Consider the following 16,249-nt stretch of genomic DNA (forward strand, 5'->3'; position numbering starts at 1 on the left):
ATAACGGATCTCAATTCCCCAGTACCCTTTTTCCGCGTGCAGTGAACGCGGCCTGACAGCGCGACGAACCCTGCAACAGGGAAAGTCGCCCAGCTCCCGGGTTCTGCCGGTCCCTCGCCCTGCACGTGAAAGCCGAAAAAGCGGCCGTCACCTTTAGCCCGTTGAGGATCACCATGCATAGCCAGAAAACCTCAGTCCTGGACGGCGGCAACGTCGCCTACGTTGAAGAGTTATACGAACAATTCCTGAACGACCCCAGCACCGTTTCAGAACAGTGGCGCAGTTATTTCGACTCGCTTCGGCCGCCGCAGGAAAACGGCCAGCGACATGCAGACGACATCGCCCATGCCCCTATCATTGAAGAGTTCATCCAACTTGCACGAAGAATCGACCGCAAAGCATCAACGATTGCCGGACCGGACCCGGACATTGCGCGTCGACAACTGGCTGCACAATCGCTGATCCTGAGCTACCGCATGGTCGGCGCGCGCAGTGCGAATCTTGATCCACTGTGGTGGGCACCGGGGGCGGCAATACCTGAGTTGTCGCCCGCTTATCATGGGTTGAGCAGCACCGACCTGGCCCAGAAAAACGAACTGCCTGGCCATGCATTCTGGCAAGGTGAGGCGTCGATTTCCGATCTCATATCCGCCTTGGAAACAACGTACTGCGGCACCCTCGCTACCGAGTTCATGTACCTCAGTGACCCCGTGCAGCGCCAATGGTGGATTGAGCGCCTTGAATCCACTTGGGCCAAACCCACGCTGACACCCGAAAAAAAACTACGCATTCTCGAGCGCCTCTCTGCCGCCGAAGGCCTGGAGAAATACTTGCATGCCCGTTACACCGGGCAAAAAAGATACTCGCTGGAAGGCGGCGAGTCTTTAATTGTCCTGCTTGATGAACTCATCAGGCACGGGGCAAAAACCGGTGTGCGTGACATCGTCATGGGCATGGCACATCGTGGCCGCTTGAATGTGCTGGTCAACACGCTGGGAAAACCACCGGCCTCACTGTTCAACAAATTCGAGAACACGGCCACCCACCCCCTCCCAGCGGGTGACGTCAAGTACCACAAGGGTTATACCGCAGATCTCGCTACTGAATACGGCGCCATGAAGGTGGAGTTGGCGTTCAACCCTTCGCATCTGGAAATCGTCAACCCGGTGGTTCAAGGGATAGCCCACGCGCGTGGCAAGCAATATCCATCATCACAGCGCAACAGCGTGCTGGCAGTTGAAATCCACGGGGATACGGCGATTTCCGGCCAGGGTGTCGTCATGGAGACCCTGAGTTTGAGTTACACCAAAGGCTATGGCACCGGCGGGTCCGTCCATGTGGTGGTTAACAATCAGATTGGCTTTACCACTTCCGATCCCCAGGAAACGCGCTCGTCCTTTTTCTGCACCGACATTGCCAAGCTGATCGAGGCGCCCGTATTGCATGTGAACGCCGACGATCCAGAGGCTGTCGTCAACGCGGTACAGCTCGCCCTGGATTACCGCCAGACCTTTGGCAAAAGCGTTGTCATCGATCTGGTCTGCTTCCGCCGTCATGGGCACCAGGAACAGGACACGCCTCACATGACCCAACCGTTGATGTATCGCTCGGTCGCCACTCATCCAGGCGTTCGTCAACTGTATGCCAATAAGCTGGTGGCGTCCGGGTTGATCACCGAGGCGCACGTGTTGTCGGTCGCTCAGGCCTACCGCGACGGTATGGACAATGCTCGACCTGCTACACCCAACCAAACCGCTGCAGGGACCGGGTCCAAGGGCTGCGCCGAATCATCCAGCCAATCGGAACAGCGTGTTTATCTGGCGCCGTCAATGGCGCAGATCAAGGCCTTGGCCCTGCGAATCGTCGACGTGCCAACAGACTTAAAACTGCACCCTCTGGTGTCCAAGGTCACTCAGGCCCGAGGTGAGATGGCGACGGGGAGGAAACCGCTTGACTGGGGCATGGCCGAACATATGGCGTTTGCCTCGATCCTGTCTGCGGGGCGCGATGTCAGGCTCAGCGGCGAGGATTGCGAGCGCGGCACCTTCGGGCACCGGCACGCCGTGCTCAACCCGCAAAATCGTGAGGTGCGTGGCCAAGGCAAATACCGCCCGCTGGATCACATCGCCGAGCAGCAAGGAAAATTCACGGTCATTAACTCGGTGTTGTCCGAGGCTGCCGTGCTGGGCTTTGAATATGGCTACACACTTGGCAAGCCGGAAGCACTGGTGATGTGGGAGGCGCAATTCGGAGATTTCGCCAACGGTGCGCAAGTGGTCATCGACCAATTTATTGCGTCCGGCGCCGTCAAATGGGGACAGCACAGCGCACTGACCCTTCTGCTGCCACATGGCCAGGATGGCCAGGGCCCTGAGCACGCCTCCGCGAGGCTGGAGCGGTACCTGCAACTGTGCGCGCAAGACAACATGCGCGTCTGTCAGCCAACAACGCCGGCCCAGTTTTTCCATCTCCTGCGCCGGCAAGCACTGCACGCTTCGCCCCGGCCACTGATCGTGATGTCGCCCAAGTCCTTGCTTCGCCATCCGGAAGCCGTCAGCACACTCGAATCCCTGTCCAGCGGCTCGTTTCAGGAAGTAATCGGTGACAGTGCAGCCACCCCCACCAAGGCGCGCAAGATTACCCGGGTCATCCTTTGTTCGGGGAAAATCCACTACGAACTGTTGGCGCACCGCCGCAGTCAAGAGGCCGAACACGTTGCGCTTGTCCGAATGGAACAACTCTTCCCTTTTCCCTACGAGGCACTGGCAGAAGAACTCGGTCACTACCCGAATCTGCAATCAGTGATCTGGTGCCAGGAGGAGGCGAAAAACCAGGGCGCCTGGACTTTCGTTAGCGTTCATTTGCGCGACATCATCCCCGAAACAGCATCGCTGCGTTACGCAGGGCCGCCACCCAGTGCTTCCACCGCACCCGGCAATATGGCGATGCATGTCGAGCAGCAACGGCGGATCATGCACAGCGCGTTCTCGTAGCAGGATCGTTGGACGGGCTCTCGCGGCACCGGGAGCCCATCATTCATGACGTCGGCTGGAAGGGGGGCAGCCTTTTAGCCACCCCCCAGCTGCCTAACCTCGCAGGAAAGCGAGCAAATCGGCGTTGATGGTATCGGCGTTCGTTGTGGGCATTCCGTGCGGGAAGCCCGAGTAGGTTTTCAGCGTGCTGTTTTGCAATAGCCTGGCTGACAAGAGCCCGGAGTTTTCATAAGGCACGATCTGATCATCATCACCATGCATCACCAGCACGGGGATCTTGATGCTCTTCAGATCGTCGGTAAAGTCAGTCTGGGAAAAGGCCACGATCCCGTCGTAATGGGCCTTTGCACAACCCATCATGCCTTGGCGCCACCAATTGAGGATGATGCCCTCGGACGGTTTTGCTCCCGGGCGGTTGTAACCGTAGAAAGGTCCGGCGGGAACATCATGGTAGAACTGGGCGCGGTTGGCTTTGAGCTGTGCCTGCAAGTCATCGAAAACCGACTTCGGCAAGCCGCCCGGATTGCTCGGCGTCTGAACCATCAAGGGTGGCACGGCGCTGATGATGGCGGCCTTCGACACCCGGTCTTCGCCGTGGCGCGCAATGTAATGGATGACTTCACCACCGCCGGTGGAGTGGCCCACATGGACTGCACCCTGCACGCCAAGGTGGTCGACTACGGCCGCGACGTCATCAGCATAGTGATCCATGTCATGCCCGTCCCAGACCTGACTGGATCGCCCGTGACCACGTCGGTCGTGTGCAACCACCCGGTAGCCGTTGGCCAGGAAAAACAGCATCTGCGCATCCCAGTCGTCCGCGCTGAGCGGCCACCCGTGATGAAAAAAGATCACTGGGGCATCCCGTGGACCCCAGTCTTTGTAAAAGATCTCAACACCGTCCTGCGTAGTGACATAACCCATGTTCGCATCTCCCGAATGAAATGGAGGGCATGACCATTCGTGTTCTGATCGTGACCCTTGTTGAACGTGGCCCTTGTAGACAACGTGCAGGCCATCCAATAGGCGGTTCAGAGGGAATAGTCCCGGTCCGGCTTTCCCCTGCCCCTGAATGCCATGGCGTTTCAGTCACGCATGACCTCTGCGTCGCTTGGCCGCCAAATCACTTTAGGTTTAAAGTCAACTTTAAGGTCAATGGTTTTCCGGAGCGGAATATGAGAATAGGCGAACTGGCAAAAATCACTGGACTGGCGCCTTCACGCATCCGCTTTTACGAAGCGAGCGGCCTGATCAAGTCTGTCGCGCGCAAAGCCAACGGGTATCGGGACTACGCGCCCGACACGGAGTGGGTTCTGGAGATCATCACAGGCGCCCAGGCGGCGGGCTTTTCATTGGATGAAATCCGACAATTACTGCCGATGAACGCGAACGGTTGGCAGCAGGAAGCGTTGCTCAGTGGGCTAAAGCGCAAGGTCGAGGAAATCGAAATCCTCCAGCAACGGCTGGCGCAGAATAAAGCGCAACTGCTGCTGGTGATCGAGGGCGTTGAAAGCAAGCCGGAAGGCATGGGTTGCGTGGACAACACTCAGTTGTTGTTGCATCGTCTGCGCGAGGAAGGTATGGCGCCAGCACCACGCGTCCGAGATAGTGCGTCGTCCAAGTAAAGCGTGACCTGTCAGGCTTGTGAGGCCTGACAGGTTTTCCGATCGTTGAATCAGTGCGTGTCAGCCAGTGCCGCTAACGGCTTCGGCGCGTAGAGTGCACTTTGGAACGCAGGCACGTATTCGTACTTCATCATTTTCCCCAGCTTCAAGGAGCGGATGTAGTTCGACAGGCTACCGTCGCCCAGCGTGAGGGTTGCCGAATCCGCGCTTCTGCTGGAGCCGTGGCTGAGCTGGCGGGAAACCGCATACCCATAGGCCAGCTGGCCGTGGTGATCGAGATTGGTGAAACTGCTGGTGACGATATCGACGTCGCTGGACAGGTCGTCGAGCTTCTTCGCTTTGAAGGACACGTCCACTTTACCGGTCTGGCTATCGGTAATGTCATAGACCACCGATCGGGCATCTTCTTTTCGGTCAATGCCCGTCAGCCATTTCGGCAGGTTGTAACCGACGACACCGCGAACCCTCGCCAGCTCGGTATTGACCGGTAGCTTGAGCACATAGCCCCAGAAATCTCCAGACATCGACTGGCCAATCAACGTGAACGGGCCCAGATTGGCCTTGCCAGGTTTGTTGGTGATGATCGACACAGCCACTTCGTTATAGGCGTCGTTATCGCAGTGCTCATAGGTGTACGCGGTAAACGCGATCAAGCCTCGACCTGGCCAGATTTGCAGAGGCTGGACGGTGGCCAGTACTTCAGGTGGCATCAGTGCCCGGAGCCTGTCCAGATCAGCCGTATAGACAGCCGTCACGCGACTGTTCTGGTAGTAAAAGTTTGGGGAGAACGACTCAAAGCCAATGTCGACCTTGTTCTTCTCCAATCCTTTGAACCAGCTCAAATCAACGCCCGGCACTTCTGCTGCAATCACCGACAACGGAGGATTGGAGCGAAAGCGATCATACAAACCGCCCTTGACGACGGGCACCGGGTGACCGGCGATATCGATCATGGTTGTGTCGGTCTGACTGGGCATTTCAGGCACCTGCGCCAACGCATGGTTGGCAAGTGTGTTGAACAGCAATCCTGTTAAAACGGCGCTTGCGAGTTTCAATCTGTCTCTCTCCAGGTGATTGCATCGGCTTGTTGGCGTCGGCCAGGGCCGGCTTCGGGGGCCTGCCTGAAATCACCTTAACGTTAAACTGAACTTTAAGGTCAAGCGTTGGAAAGACAGATTTTTCAGTTCGCTCGCAGCATTGTTTTTGCGTGCCATCGACCAGGATTCAGCGATTTGTCTTGCCGGTGGAGAGCAAGGCCATGACGGCTTCAGCCACGGCCTTGGGCGATTGAGGGTTTTGGCCCGTCACGAGCCTTCCATCGGTGATGGCAAATGGCGTGAAGGGCAGCCAGGCCTTGCGGTAACGCGCACCTTGGCTCACCAGCCTGTCCTCCAGGAAGAACGGAACCTGACGCTTCATGCCTGAAAACAGCTCTTCGCGATCAGAGAATCCGGTGATGTTTCTGCCGTTGATGATCAACTGGCCTTGCTCGTCCTTCAGATCCAGCAGTCCCGCTACGCCATGGCAGACGGCCGATACGATGCCGCCCTGGTTATAGATGGTTTCGGCGACACGACGCAGGTCCGGGTTTCCGGGAAAGTCCCACATGACGCCATGCCCCCCCGTGAAATAGATGACGCTGAATCGGGACGGATCGATATCGGCAATCGGTATCGTGTTTTTCAGCCGAGCGCGAAAGGCCGGTGACTGCAAATGCTCACGGGCGGCCTTGTCCATATAGAGCCAACCGAGGCTGCGTTCGTCCAAAGGAACCGCGCCACCCGTGGGGCTGGCAAAAACCGTCGTGTAGCCGGCCGCTTCCACCACATCGGTGAAATGCGTCAGCTCGGTCAGCCACAGCCCCGTGGTGTCGGTTCGTGAGGGATAGCTGGCGTGATTGGTCATGATCACCAATATCTGGCGATCCTTCGCCATAGCAGTGGAAGCGTTCGGCTCAGCATTTGAAAAGGTCATGAAAGCACCGCCTATCAATACCAACGCACAAGAAAGAAAGGTCTTCAACATCATCAGGGTTCCAACAGTCATGCATGTCCGTGCATGCTCACCTTAAACCTTTCTTTAAGGTCAACCCCCTGCACTTCTGAACGTTTGCCGCCGGTGCCGGCACACTTCTGCTTGACTCTAAACCTGACTTCAACGTTAGCGTCTGACGCTGATTGGGCAAGGCAATAACGCACTTCATCAATCCTGTCAGGAGCAATGCATGAGTCAGCAAGACAACCCTGTGACGCAGATGAAATGGATGATCTATGGCGCCTACGGTTATACCGGCGAGTTGATCGCTCGCGAAGCCGTCACGCGTGGACTCAGGCCGGTTTTGGCGGGACGCAGCCGCGACAGGATCGAGGCCCTGGCCCGGGAGCTGGGTCTTGAAGCCCGTGTTTTCGGACTGGATGACGAGGCGCGATTGCTCGCCCAGATCAAGGGCCATGGTCTGGTTCTGCATTGCGCAGGGCCGTTTTCGGCGACCGCTGCACCGATGATGGATGCTTGCTTGCGAGCCAATGCGCACTACCTGGATATCACCGGCGAGATTGCCGTATTCGAACATGCCCAGTCCCTGCAAGAGCGTGCGCAAACGGCGGGCGTCGTCATTTGCCCTGGCGTCGGCTTCGACGTGATCCCCACTGACTGTGTCGCCGCTGCACTCAAGCGTGCGCTGCCGGATGCAACGCATCTGGCGCTGGGTTTTGATTCCCGTTCCAGCTTTTCGCCTGGTACTGCCAAGACGTCAATCGAAGGCATGGCGCAGGGCGGCAAGATACGTCGCGACGGGAAAATCGTGTCTGTTGCGTTGGCCTATCAGGTGCGTCGCATCGACTTCGGCGACGGCGAGAAGCTGGCGATGACCATTCCCTGGGGCGACGTGTCCACGGCCTGGCACACCACCGGCATTCCCAACATCGAAGTGTTCATACCGGGCTCTGCCGGCATGATTCGCGGTGCCAGGCTCGCCAACTTCATCCGTCCGCTGCTGGGTTTGTCGTTCGTGCAGAGGCTGCTCAAGGCACGCATCGGCAAGACGGTGATCGGTCCGGATGAGGAAAAGCGTGCAGATCAAGGCACTTATGTGTGGGGCGAAGCCCGTAACGCTCGCGGAGAATGCAAAGTGGCACGCGTGCACACCGCGAACGTCTACAGCTTGACGATCTACGGTGCGTTGACCGTGGTCGATTACCTGTTGCAGGAGCGTCCGGCTGGCGGCACTTACACACCCGCGAGGCTGATGGGGGTCGATCTGGTGACGGACTTGCCAGGGTCAGGCACCTTGAAGGTCGAATAGACATCGGGAGCCCGTTTGAAACCTGAAAGCGCTGGCTCGAATTCTTCATAAGCCTTGAAGTTCAAACAGTCGCCAAAGGCCGTTCTTTGACTGTCGCCAGCGACTATGGGTGGTCAACAGCCTTTTACGACAGGCAGCAACCGGCCAGAAGCGCCCGTTCAAAAGAGGATGCAAGGTAATGCCAGCGATCTGCAAAACATGCACGCTCACGACAACTTATGCTTGGCCAACCAGGCCCGGGTGACCGAGAAAGCTTGAGCCAAGCGCTCTGGTGCGCATGTCGCGAGGCATGGGATTTCCACGCTCCAGTGCACATCGGGAGGCAGGACGTTGAGCAACCCGGTCAAGGGCAACTGCCCCTGACCGGGCGGCAGTCGACCCTCGCGAGCTTCGCGGATGATGCCCTCCCCCGTGGGCGCGAGCGCTGGCGCATCGCACCACTGCACGCCATGGATGTATCGTTGATCCAGTTGAGCCACGGCAGCGGCGTCGCCACCTGAGCGGAACAGGTGCAGCGCATCCAGCAGCACACCGCCGTTGACCTGCCCCGCCGCCGCGATCAACGCGACGGCCTGTTGCAGGTTGCCAATGTGACGCCAGCGCATGAACTCCAGGTCCACACGCAGGCCATAACCGGCAGCCAGCTCGCACACCGCAGCGAAATTATCCGTGAGCCGGCACTGTTCCGGGTCGTCACCCGACACCGTGAGGCAACGCGCGCCCAACTGCGCCCCGGACTCCAGCAGCGACGCAAACCCGGCGACGTCCACTTGTGGCGTCAGCTCGACAAATTCGATCTCGTTGACCACCACACCTTCGCCATCCAGCGTGACCTTTAACTGCTGCAGCGCCTGGCTGCCCGGCGCCAGCGGGTAAGCGATACCACCCGCCATGGCCGGGTGCAGGCGCAGGCCGACCGAACTGAAACCGGCGCGCGCCGCCTCCCGTACCAGGGCATCGGGCGCCAGCTCCAGCGCGGTGAGGTGCGCGACGCCCAGGCCACTCAATAGGTGGCCCTTCCGCCACTGAGGTCGAACACAAAGCCTGTGGTGAAGCTGCACTCGGGCCCGGCGATCCAGGTCACCATGTTGGCGATCTCCTCGACTTGCAGGAAACGCCCCATGGGGATCTTGGCCTTGCTCGCGGCAATGTGCTCGGGGGTCATTTCCGCCATCAAGCCGGTTTCCACCATGGCCGGCGCGATGCAATTGAGCAGCACACCGTCCTGGGCCAACTCCTTGGCCGCCGCCTTGGTAAACGCGATGACACCGGCCTTGGCTGCCGAATAACCGCTGATGTATTGCACGCCATCCTTGCCGGCCATCGAGGCGACATTGACGATGCGCCCGTAGCCGCGCTCGTGCATATGCGGGATCGCCGTGCGGCAGCAATAGAACACGCCCGTCAGGTCGATGGCGATGACTTGGTCCCAGGCGGCTGCCGGGTATTCCCAGCAAGGGGCTACCGGTCCATTGATACCGGCATTGTTGACCAGGATATCGACCCGCCCCTGTTGCGCAACGACCTCACCAAATGCCGCCTCCACTGACGCCAGCGAGGCGACATCGACGGCTTGACGCATCACCGGTTCAAAGCCGTTGGCGACGCTGTCCCAGCCATCGACCGCCAGGTCCCAGATGGCGATCTGCGCGCCAGCAGTGTGCAAGCGCCGCGCAATGCCCAGGCCAATGCCACGCATGCCGCCGGTAACGATGGCCGTCTGGCCTTCAAGGTATCGAGTCATCAAAGTGCTCCTTGTTGAACGGATTGGATTTCAGGCAGGCGGCGCAGATCGCGCACCATGAACAGGTAACACAGCGCCCCCAGAACGGTGATCGAGGACACGAAAGCCAGGGCCCAGACGAACGAACCTGTGGTCGTGACAATCACGCCGATGGTCAACGGGGTCACGATGCCGGCCGCATTGGCAAACAGGTTGAACACACCGCCGCTCAAGCCAAGCAAGCCTTTGGGGGCGATATCGGAGACGATCATCCAGGCCAGCGCCGACATACCCTGGGCGAAATAGGCCACGCACAGAATGGTGATCACCAGTGCGTCGGAGTCCACGTAATTGGCCAGCACGATCACCGATGCGGTCAAAAGGCCTGCGATCACCGGCAACTTGCGCGCGACATTCAACGAGTACCCACGCCGCAACAACGCATCCGACAGCCAGCCGCCGGCCAGGGTACCCAGGGACGCCGCAATGAACGGCAGCACCGCCACCCAACCCACCTTGAGCCAGGGCATGTGCCGCTCGGTGACCAGATACGTGGGGAACCAGGTCAGGAAGAACACGTTGGTCGAGTTGCAGGCAAACTGCCCCAGGCAGATCCCCAGCATGTTGCGATACTTGAGCAGTGCCGGAATCTGCGACCAGGAAAACCGCGTGGCTTTCTGGCCGCCATCGATCACCCCGCCGCCTTCGGCGATGTAATCCAGCTCGGCCTGATTGGCCGTGGTCGACTCATGGGGCTCGTGGTACTTGCGCCACCACACCAGGCCATAGAGCACGCCCAGGATGCCCACCGCCATCAGCAGCACACGCCAGCCATGGGCATGCAGCACCCAGAACAGCAGCGGCGTGAGGAACGCCAGACCGACGTATTCAGCGAAGGTATAGATGCCAGTCGCCCGAGCTCGCTCGCTTTGCGGGAACCAGGTCGCGACCACCCGGCTATTGGTGGGAAAGCACGGTGCTTCGCTGGCGCCCACCAGCAATCGAAAGCCCAGTAACGAGAGAAAGCCTTGGGCGAAACCCTGCAGGCCAGTGAACAGCGACCATAACGTCAGCGCCAGCCAATAGGTGAACTTGGTGCCCAGCCGGTCGATCAGGATGCCGCCGGGAATCTGCGCCGCTGCGTAGGTCCAGGAAAATGCAGAGAAGATGAGCCCCATCATGACGGCGTTCAGGCCCAGGTCGGCACTGATGCTGGGGGCGGCGATCCCCATGACGCTGCGATCCAGGTAGTTGATCATGGTGCCACCGGAAATCAGCGCCAGGATCATGAATCGGGTACGGGTCCTAGCGGTTTTCGCCACCGGACAGGCGAGCGTTGCCGCCGCAAATCTATTGTCGGTCGTCATCGTTTTGTTCCTTGTTGTTATCGGGGGGGGTATTACTGGTGGCTCGGCTGCCGAGGGCCAGTTCAACGCTCGCCAAAACCGAACAGTCGCCGTGGCGTGTCCCACATCACCTTTTTCCTTTCACTGGAGTCGGGCATCAGTCGCTCAGCCAACTTGAGCAGCGGCCCGTAGTCCACACGCGATTGCTCGCGAATGAACGGCCAGTCCGACCCCCACACGCAGGCATCCGGGCCAAAGGCCTGGAGCAGCGCCCGCACGTAGGCACCGGCTTGCTCATCGAGATGATCGTGGCCGGCGAATTTCTGCATGCCGGAGATTTTCACCGAGGCCCGGCCGCTTTCCGCCAGCCCCAGCAGCGCCTGGAACCCTGGTTGGCCGAGGCCTGCACGGGCGTCGGGACGGCCACAGTGGTCGATGAGCAGGCGAGGCGTAGTCGACTCGATCAAGCCCAGCAACTCGACCAGTTGATTGCCCTGGACCTGGATCTGGGCGAACAGGTCCAGTTCGGCGAGCTGCCCGAAAAGCCCGGCCGCATCACTCATGACGTCCACGCCTTCCAGCGCCGGATTGAACGCAATGCCCACCACGCCCTGCTCCTTGAGCGCTGCCAGCTCATCCAGTCGGGTGTCACGGTCTACAACCGCAATTCCCTTGAAACGGCCATCGCTTTGCGCCAGCGCATGCAGCAGGCAACGATTGTCCGTGCGGTAGCCACTGCTCGGCCCCACCAGCAAAGCGTGTTGCACACCATAGGCGCCCATGACCCGACCGAACTGCTCCAGGGTCGCGACCTCCTGCCCGGCGGGTGCGTAAACGGTGTCGGCGCGATAAGCAAACCGCGCAGGATCAAACAGGTGGTTATGGCAATCGATCTTGGGTTCGTCGTAGATGCTCAAGGCTGCTCCCGCCAAGCGTCACTGCGCTTGCTCACTGATCTTTGTTATCGTTCGCCGCGGTGGGCGATGCCGTTGCAGTGAAGATACGATCCGGCGATCAATAGCGCTCATACACATATCGCTCGAACAATAACCAAAGGTTAATGACCCATGCCCTACGGCGAAGGCCCCGAAGCCAACACGATGGTGTTCAAGCTGCGGCACATGGAAGTGTTCCGGGCGGTGATGCTGACCGGCTCGATCAGCGGTGCGGCAAAAATGCTCTACGTGTCGCAGCCGGCAGTCAGCAAGCTGATCACCTATATCGAGAGTCGGCTGGTCTATCGCCTGTTCCAGCGCATCAACAATCGCCTCGTACCCACCGCCGAAGCCGTGACCCTTTACCGGGAAGTCGAGCGTGTCTACCAAGCCGCGCTGGCGGTCAATGAGTGTGCGTTGGCCCTGGCCAACGGTCCCCACCGTCAGCTGCGCATCTGCTGCAGTGCTTCGCTGTCGACGGTGGTTATCCCGTTCGCCCTGGCCCGACTCAAGCAGCAATTGCCATCGCTGAACATTGAATGGCAAACCACGTTGATGGGCGATATGCCCAACCAGATACTCTCGAAGAAGGTCGACCTGGCTGTTTCGGCACTGCCGCTGATCCATGACCACCTGCACTCGCTGGCCTTCATGCGCGCACGCATGGTCTGCGTGATGCCGGCCGATCACCCCTTTGCCCAGCGATCTTCATTGTCACTGCACGATCTGGTCGACCAACCGTTGTTGCTGTTTCGCCCCGACATGCCTTTTGGCCGGTTGCTGGCCGACGAGATCGAACGCCAGGGCCTGAACCTGTGCTCCATGCTGAACTTCACCAATGCCAACGAAGCGGTCGCCCTGGTCAAGCAAGGCATGGGGCTGACCATCATCGATGAGTTCGTGGCCCAGGACAGCGGCCTGATCGTCGTGCCGCTGGTTGAGGCGATTCATTTCGATATCAGCTTTGTCTACTCGCGGTTCGAGCCGCTTGGCGAATCCGCCACGCAGCTCATGCAGGTGCTTTATCTGCAGGCGGTCAAACTGGGACGACTGATCCCGGGCTGCGAACTGCCGAATGTCGACCGATAGCTACCGTTTTGCCGGCATCGCTCAACAGGAATAATGAATGCCACACCACGAAGGCGGAGCAGCAGATTGAACATCGATACCCGAATCAAATTCCGCCATCTTGTCTGCTTTCTCGAGGTGGCGCGCCAGGGCAGCCTGGCACGTGCCTGCGACAAGTTGGCAATCAGCCAGCCGGCACTTTCAAAGACGCTCAAGGAACTGGAATCCCTGCTGGATGCCAGGCTGTTTGAGCGAAGCAAAAAGGGCTCGACGCTGACCGAGGCCGGGGTGGCCTTTTTGCGTTATGCGGGGCCGAGCGTGCAATCGCTGCGTGAAGGGGTCAACAGTTTGCGCTCCGGTGTACATGAGCCGATTGTCGTACGACTCGGCGTGCTATCCACCGTCGAAAGCCTGTTGGTGCCTGAGGTTGTCTGCCGCTTACATGACCGGCATCCCGCCCTGGCGGTCAGTGTCGTGACCGGACCGAGCGCCTACCTGCTGTCCCAGCTGCGGGTCGGCGAGCTGGACCTGGTGGTCGGCAGAATGACCGATAGTCCATCGATTCACGGATTGACGTTCGAGCACCTTTACAGCGAATCCATGACCCTGGTGGTACGTAAAGACCATCCAGTGCTGAGTGATCCGCCGGGGCATAAAAACCTCGAAGACTATCCGGTGGTACTACCGTTGGCGGGGACGACGATCCGCAAATTCGCCGACAGCTTGTTTGTGCAGTACGGGATCACCCCCTCACGCCAACGCCTGGAGACCCTGTCGATTGCCCTGAGCCGGCGCTACCTACAATGCAGCCAGGCAATCTGGGTCGCGCCGTTTGACGCGGTCAGGCAGGACTTGAAGCTAGGTGAGCTGGTGGAACTGGGGATGCGTGAAGCCGGTGGTTCCGTGGGGCTCTGCACAAATCCTGTGTTGCCGGTGACACCCGCCGCCCAATGGTGCGTGGAGGCACTGCGCGAGGTCGGACAAGAATATCGCGAAGGGAAATATCCATAACCATTTGGACATGCAACAAGTCGGCTTTTTCAATTTTGGGTTGGGTCGCACAAGCGGAGACTGGGCGTCGCGTCACTGCCAACGCAGTGCCTGCCTCAGCCCAACCATAACAACAGGAAGAACGACATGTCTGATGCGCATGAGAGCCGCTTCGCCATTCGTGACCGTAATTGGCATCCCAAAGCCCTGACACCTGACTACAAGACTTCGATCCTGCGCTCCCCCCGCCAGGCATTGGTGAGCATCCCCCAGTCTGTCTCGGAAACCAGCGGCCCGGACTTTTCCCATCTGAAGATGGGCCGGCACGATAACGACCTGCTGCTGAATTTCAATCACGGCGGCTTGCCCATTGGCGAACGCATCATCGTCGCGGGTCGGGTTTGTGATCAGTACGGCAAGCCGATTCCCCACACTTTGGTGGAAATGTGGCAAGCCAATGCGGGTGGTCGTTACCGACATAAAAAAGACAGTTACCTGGCGCCTCTTGATCCGAATTTCGGCGGTGTCGGCCGTGCATTGACCGACCGCGATGGCAACTACAGCTTCCGCACCGTCAAGCCCGGCCCCTACCCTTGGCGCAATGGCCCCAACGACTGGCGACCCGCCCATATCCATGTTTCCATCAGTGGCCCGTCCATTGCCACGCGCCTGATTACCCAGCTGTATTTCGAAGGCGATCCGTTGATCCCCATGTGCCCGATCGTCAAGTCGATCGCCAATCCGGACGCGGTACCCAGCCTGATCGCCAGGCTCGACATGAGCATGGCCAATCCTATGGATTGCCTGGCCTATCGCTTTGATATCGTCCTGCGCGGCCAGCGCAAGACCCACTTCGAAAACTGCTGAGGAGGCCTGCAAATGCCCGTTCAACTTCTGCCTGAAACCCCATCGCAAACAGCCGGCCCCTATGTCCATATCGGACTGGCACTGGAGGCGGCCGGCAACCCGCCGCGGGAACAGGAAATCTGGAATGTGATGGCAAAACCTGGCGCGCCCGGCGAGCACATTCTATTGCTGGGTCACGTTTTTGACGGTAACGGCCACTTGATTCGTGACGCGTTTCTTGAGCTCTGGCAGGCCAATCACGAAGGCCACTACGACAGCGGTTTCGATCTGGAAAAACCCTTCAACTGCTTTGGCCGTACCGCCACTACCGATGCCGGCGAATGGACGATCGAAACCGTCAAGCCTGGCCCGGTGAACAATGCCTCGGGTGCGCCCATGGCAGCGCATATCAACGTGTCGCTTTTCGCCCGGGGGATCAACATTCACCTGCAGACCCGACTGTATTTCGACGACGAATCCGAGGCGAATGCCGTGGACCCCGTCTTGAATCTGATCGAACAGCCACATCGGCGTGAATCCCTGATTGCCAGGCGCTGCACAGTCGACGGGAAGCTGGCCTACCGCTTCGACATTCACCTTCAAGGCGAAGCGGAAACGGTGTTCTTCGACTTCTGACGATCACAGCCTCCCTCTGCGGGGAGGCTGCTTGAGAGAGAGGAACGCTATCTTCCGTTGGGTGACACCTCTTCCATTTTGGTTGGCGAATGCCTGCACCGGGAAGCAACCGGCACACAGGGTGACTCATCTGCCCTTGATAGGGTGAACGACCGATCGGGTCGATTGTAGCCCTTCGCGACAGACAACAATCCACAACCCAAAGCGGACATTGAAGAAGAGCGCCAAATGACCGATACATCCAAGCACAAAGTGGAGCAATCTGCACAATAGGTTGTCAGCACAGCCGTTTCTGGTAATAGAACCGGGTATGTCCCGGCGGATAATCTGCCAGGCGTCCAAATTCGGAGTAACCCAGTTTTTGATAAAACCCCGGTGCCTGAAAGCTGAAGGTCTCCAGCCAAATACCGATGCAGTGCTTTTGCTTCGCGACTTCTTCGGCCATGTGCATTAGCCGTTCTCCGATACCCTGGCCACGCATCGACTCGGGAACGCTGACAAGATCGATGAGCAGCCATCGATAAGAGACCTTGCCATACAGTCCACCAATGACTTCATTGCTATCGGGATCTCGTAGCAACAGGGCAAATGTCTCATGGGCATCGTCCCCACCTTTGGCCAGGTTATGGGCCAGCAGCGGGTTCAAAATCCCGAACCGCTCTGCTTCAGTCACAATTTCTGAAAGCTGGATCTCTAAAGGCATGGCGCTCTCCCTGAGCGATGAGTAGTCGGGTCGACAAGGTAGCCCATTTCTGTCAGCGGGAGACTGACCAACTTGTAGGG

At 59.0% G+C, this 16,249-nt stretch carries 15 protein-coding genes; 7 read left to right on the forward strand and 8 right to left on the reverse strand.

Annotation, left to right across the window (positions count from 1 at the left end; all coding sequences use genetic code 11):
* Positions 1 to 173 precede the first annotated feature (173 nt).
* Positions 174 to 2,993 carry a 2-oxoglutarate dehydrogenase E1 component gene (locus tag BJ917_RS05640; RefSeq protein WP_121102528.1) on the forward strand — a complete coding sequence of 940 codons (2,820 nt, stop codon included), beginning with the start codon at positions 174 to 176 and terminating at the stop codon, positions 2,991 to 2,993.
* Between the two features lie 93 nt (positions 2,994 to 3,086).
* On the opposite strand, the gene BJ917_RS05645 is transcribed toward BJ917_RS05640, so the two are convergent.
* Complete coding sequence (locus BJ917_RS05645) at positions 3,087 to 3,917, reverse strand: alpha/beta fold hydrolase (RefSeq protein WP_096510421.1); 831 nt, start codon at positions 3,915 to 3,917, stop codon at positions 3,087 to 3,089.
* Between the two features lie 251 nt (positions 3,918 to 4,168).
* Between BJ917_RS05645 and BJ917_RS05650 the strand changes: the two genes are divergently transcribed.
* Positions 4,169 to 4,618 carry a MerR family transcriptional regulator gene (locus BJ917_RS05650; protein WP_096510420.1) on the forward strand — a complete coding sequence of 150 codons (450 nt, stop codon included), beginning with the start codon at positions 4,169 to 4,171 and terminating at the stop codon, positions 4,616 to 4,618.
* Positions 4,619 to 4,668: 50 nt separating this feature from the next.
* Here the strand turns inward: BJ917_RS05650 and BJ917_RS05655 are convergent, their stop codons facing one another.
* Together BJ917_RS05655 and BJ917_RS05660 are read right to left on the reverse strand one after the other, a co-directional pair.
* Positions 4,669 to 5,673 (reverse strand): acetoacetate decarboxylase (ADC), encoded by a 1,005-nt coding sequence (locus BJ917_RS05655; RefSeq protein WP_096510419.1) that lies wholly within the window; start codon positions 5,671 to 5,673, stop codon positions 4,669 to 4,671.
* Between the two features lie 169 nt (positions 5,674 to 5,842).
* Entirely contained in the window at positions 5,843 to 6,646 is an 804-nt protein-coding gene (locus tag BJ917_RS05660; RefSeq protein ID WP_121102530.1) for a type 1 glutamine amidotransferase domain-containing protein, read from the reverse strand.
* A gap of 196 nt (positions 6,647 to 6,842) precedes the next feature.
* Between BJ917_RS05660 and BJ917_RS05665 the strand changes: the two genes are divergently transcribed.
* Positions 6,843 to 7,922, forward strand: coding sequence for a trans-acting enoyl reductase family protein (locus BJ917_RS05665; protein ID WP_121102532.1), 1,080 nt, complete (start codon positions 6,843 to 6,845; stop codon positions 7,920 to 7,922).
* 206 nt (positions 7,923 to 8,128) lie between these two features.
* Here BJ917_RS05665 and BJ917_RS05670 read toward each other — a convergent pair whose 3' ends face one another.
* The 4 genes from BJ917_RS05670 to BJ917_RS05685 form a co-directional block, all read right to left on the reverse strand.
* Entirely contained in the window at positions 8,129 to 8,929 is an 801-nt protein-coding gene (locus tag BJ917_RS05670; RefSeq protein ID WP_121102534.1) for a sugar phosphate isomerase/epimerase, read from the reverse strand.
* Positions 8,926 to 9,666 carry an SDR family NAD(P)-dependent oxidoreductase gene (locus BJ917_RS05675; protein ID WP_121102537.1) on the reverse strand — a complete coding sequence of 247 codons (741 nt, stop codon included), beginning with the start codon at positions 9,664 to 9,666 and terminating at the stop codon, positions 8,926 to 8,928. The genes BJ917_RS05670 and BJ917_RS05675 overlap by 4 nt, the downstream gene beginning before the upstream one ends.
* A complete protein-coding gene (locus BJ917_RS05680) occupies positions 9,666 to 11,012 on the reverse strand; it encodes an MFS transporter (protein WP_096512198.1) in 1,347 nt (448 codons plus the stop codon). The genes BJ917_RS05675 and BJ917_RS05680 overlap by 1 nt, the downstream gene beginning before the upstream one ends.
* Positions 11,013 to 11,074: 62 nt before the next feature.
* Entirely contained in the window at positions 11,075 to 11,908 is an 834-nt protein-coding gene (locus BJ917_RS05685) for an amidohydrolase (protein ID WP_096512199.1), read from the reverse strand.
* A gap of 150 nt (positions 11,909 to 12,058) precedes the next feature.
* Between BJ917_RS05685 and BJ917_RS05690 the strand changes: the two genes are divergently transcribed.
* The 4 genes from BJ917_RS05690 (at position 12,059) to pcaG (ending at position 15,466) form a co-directional block, all read left to right on the forward strand.
* Positions 12,059 to 13,015 (forward strand): LysR family transcriptional regulator, encoded by a 957-nt coding sequence (locus tag BJ917_RS05690; protein ID WP_121102539.1) that lies wholly within the window; start codon positions 12,059 to 12,061, stop codon positions 13,013 to 13,015.
* Positions 13,016 to 13,081: 66 nt separating this feature from the next.
* Positions 13,082 to 14,005 carry a pca operon transcription factor PcaQ gene (pcaQ, locus tag BJ917_RS05695; RefSeq protein WP_121102541.1) on the forward strand — a complete coding sequence of 308 codons (924 nt, stop codon included), beginning with the start codon at positions 13,082 to 13,084 and terminating at the stop codon, positions 14,003 to 14,005.
* 126 nt (positions 14,006 to 14,131) lie between these two features.
* Positions 14,132 to 14,851 carry a protocatechuate 3,4-dioxygenase subunit beta gene (gene pcaH, locus BJ917_RS05700; RefSeq protein ID WP_096512202.1) on the forward strand — a complete coding sequence of 240 codons (720 nt, stop codon included), beginning with the start codon at positions 14,132 to 14,134 and terminating at the stop codon, positions 14,849 to 14,851.
* Positions 14,852 to 14,863: 12 nt separating this feature from the next.
* The gene (gene pcaG / locus BJ917_RS05705) at positions 14,864 to 15,466 is read left to right on the forward strand and encodes a protocatechuate 3,4-dioxygenase subunit alpha (RefSeq protein WP_121102543.1); all 603 of its coding nucleotides are present in this window, start codon (positions 14,864 to 14,866) and stop codon (positions 15,464 to 15,466) included.
* 277 nt (positions 15,467 to 15,743) lie between these two features.
* Here pcaG and BJ917_RS05710 read toward each other — a convergent pair whose 3' ends face one another.
* Positions 15,744 to 16,169 (reverse strand): N-acetyltransferase, encoded by a 426-nt coding sequence (locus tag BJ917_RS05710; protein WP_096512204.1) that lies wholly within the window; start codon positions 16,167 to 16,169, stop codon positions 15,744 to 15,746.
* Positions 16,170 to 16,249 lie beyond the last annotated feature (80 nt).

The organism is Pseudomonas sp. WPR_5_2, from assembly GCF_003634475.1.
Taxonomy (GTDB): Bacteria; Pseudomonadota; Gammaproteobacteria; order Pseudomonadales; family Pseudomonadaceae; genus Aquipseudomonas; species Aquipseudomonas izuensis.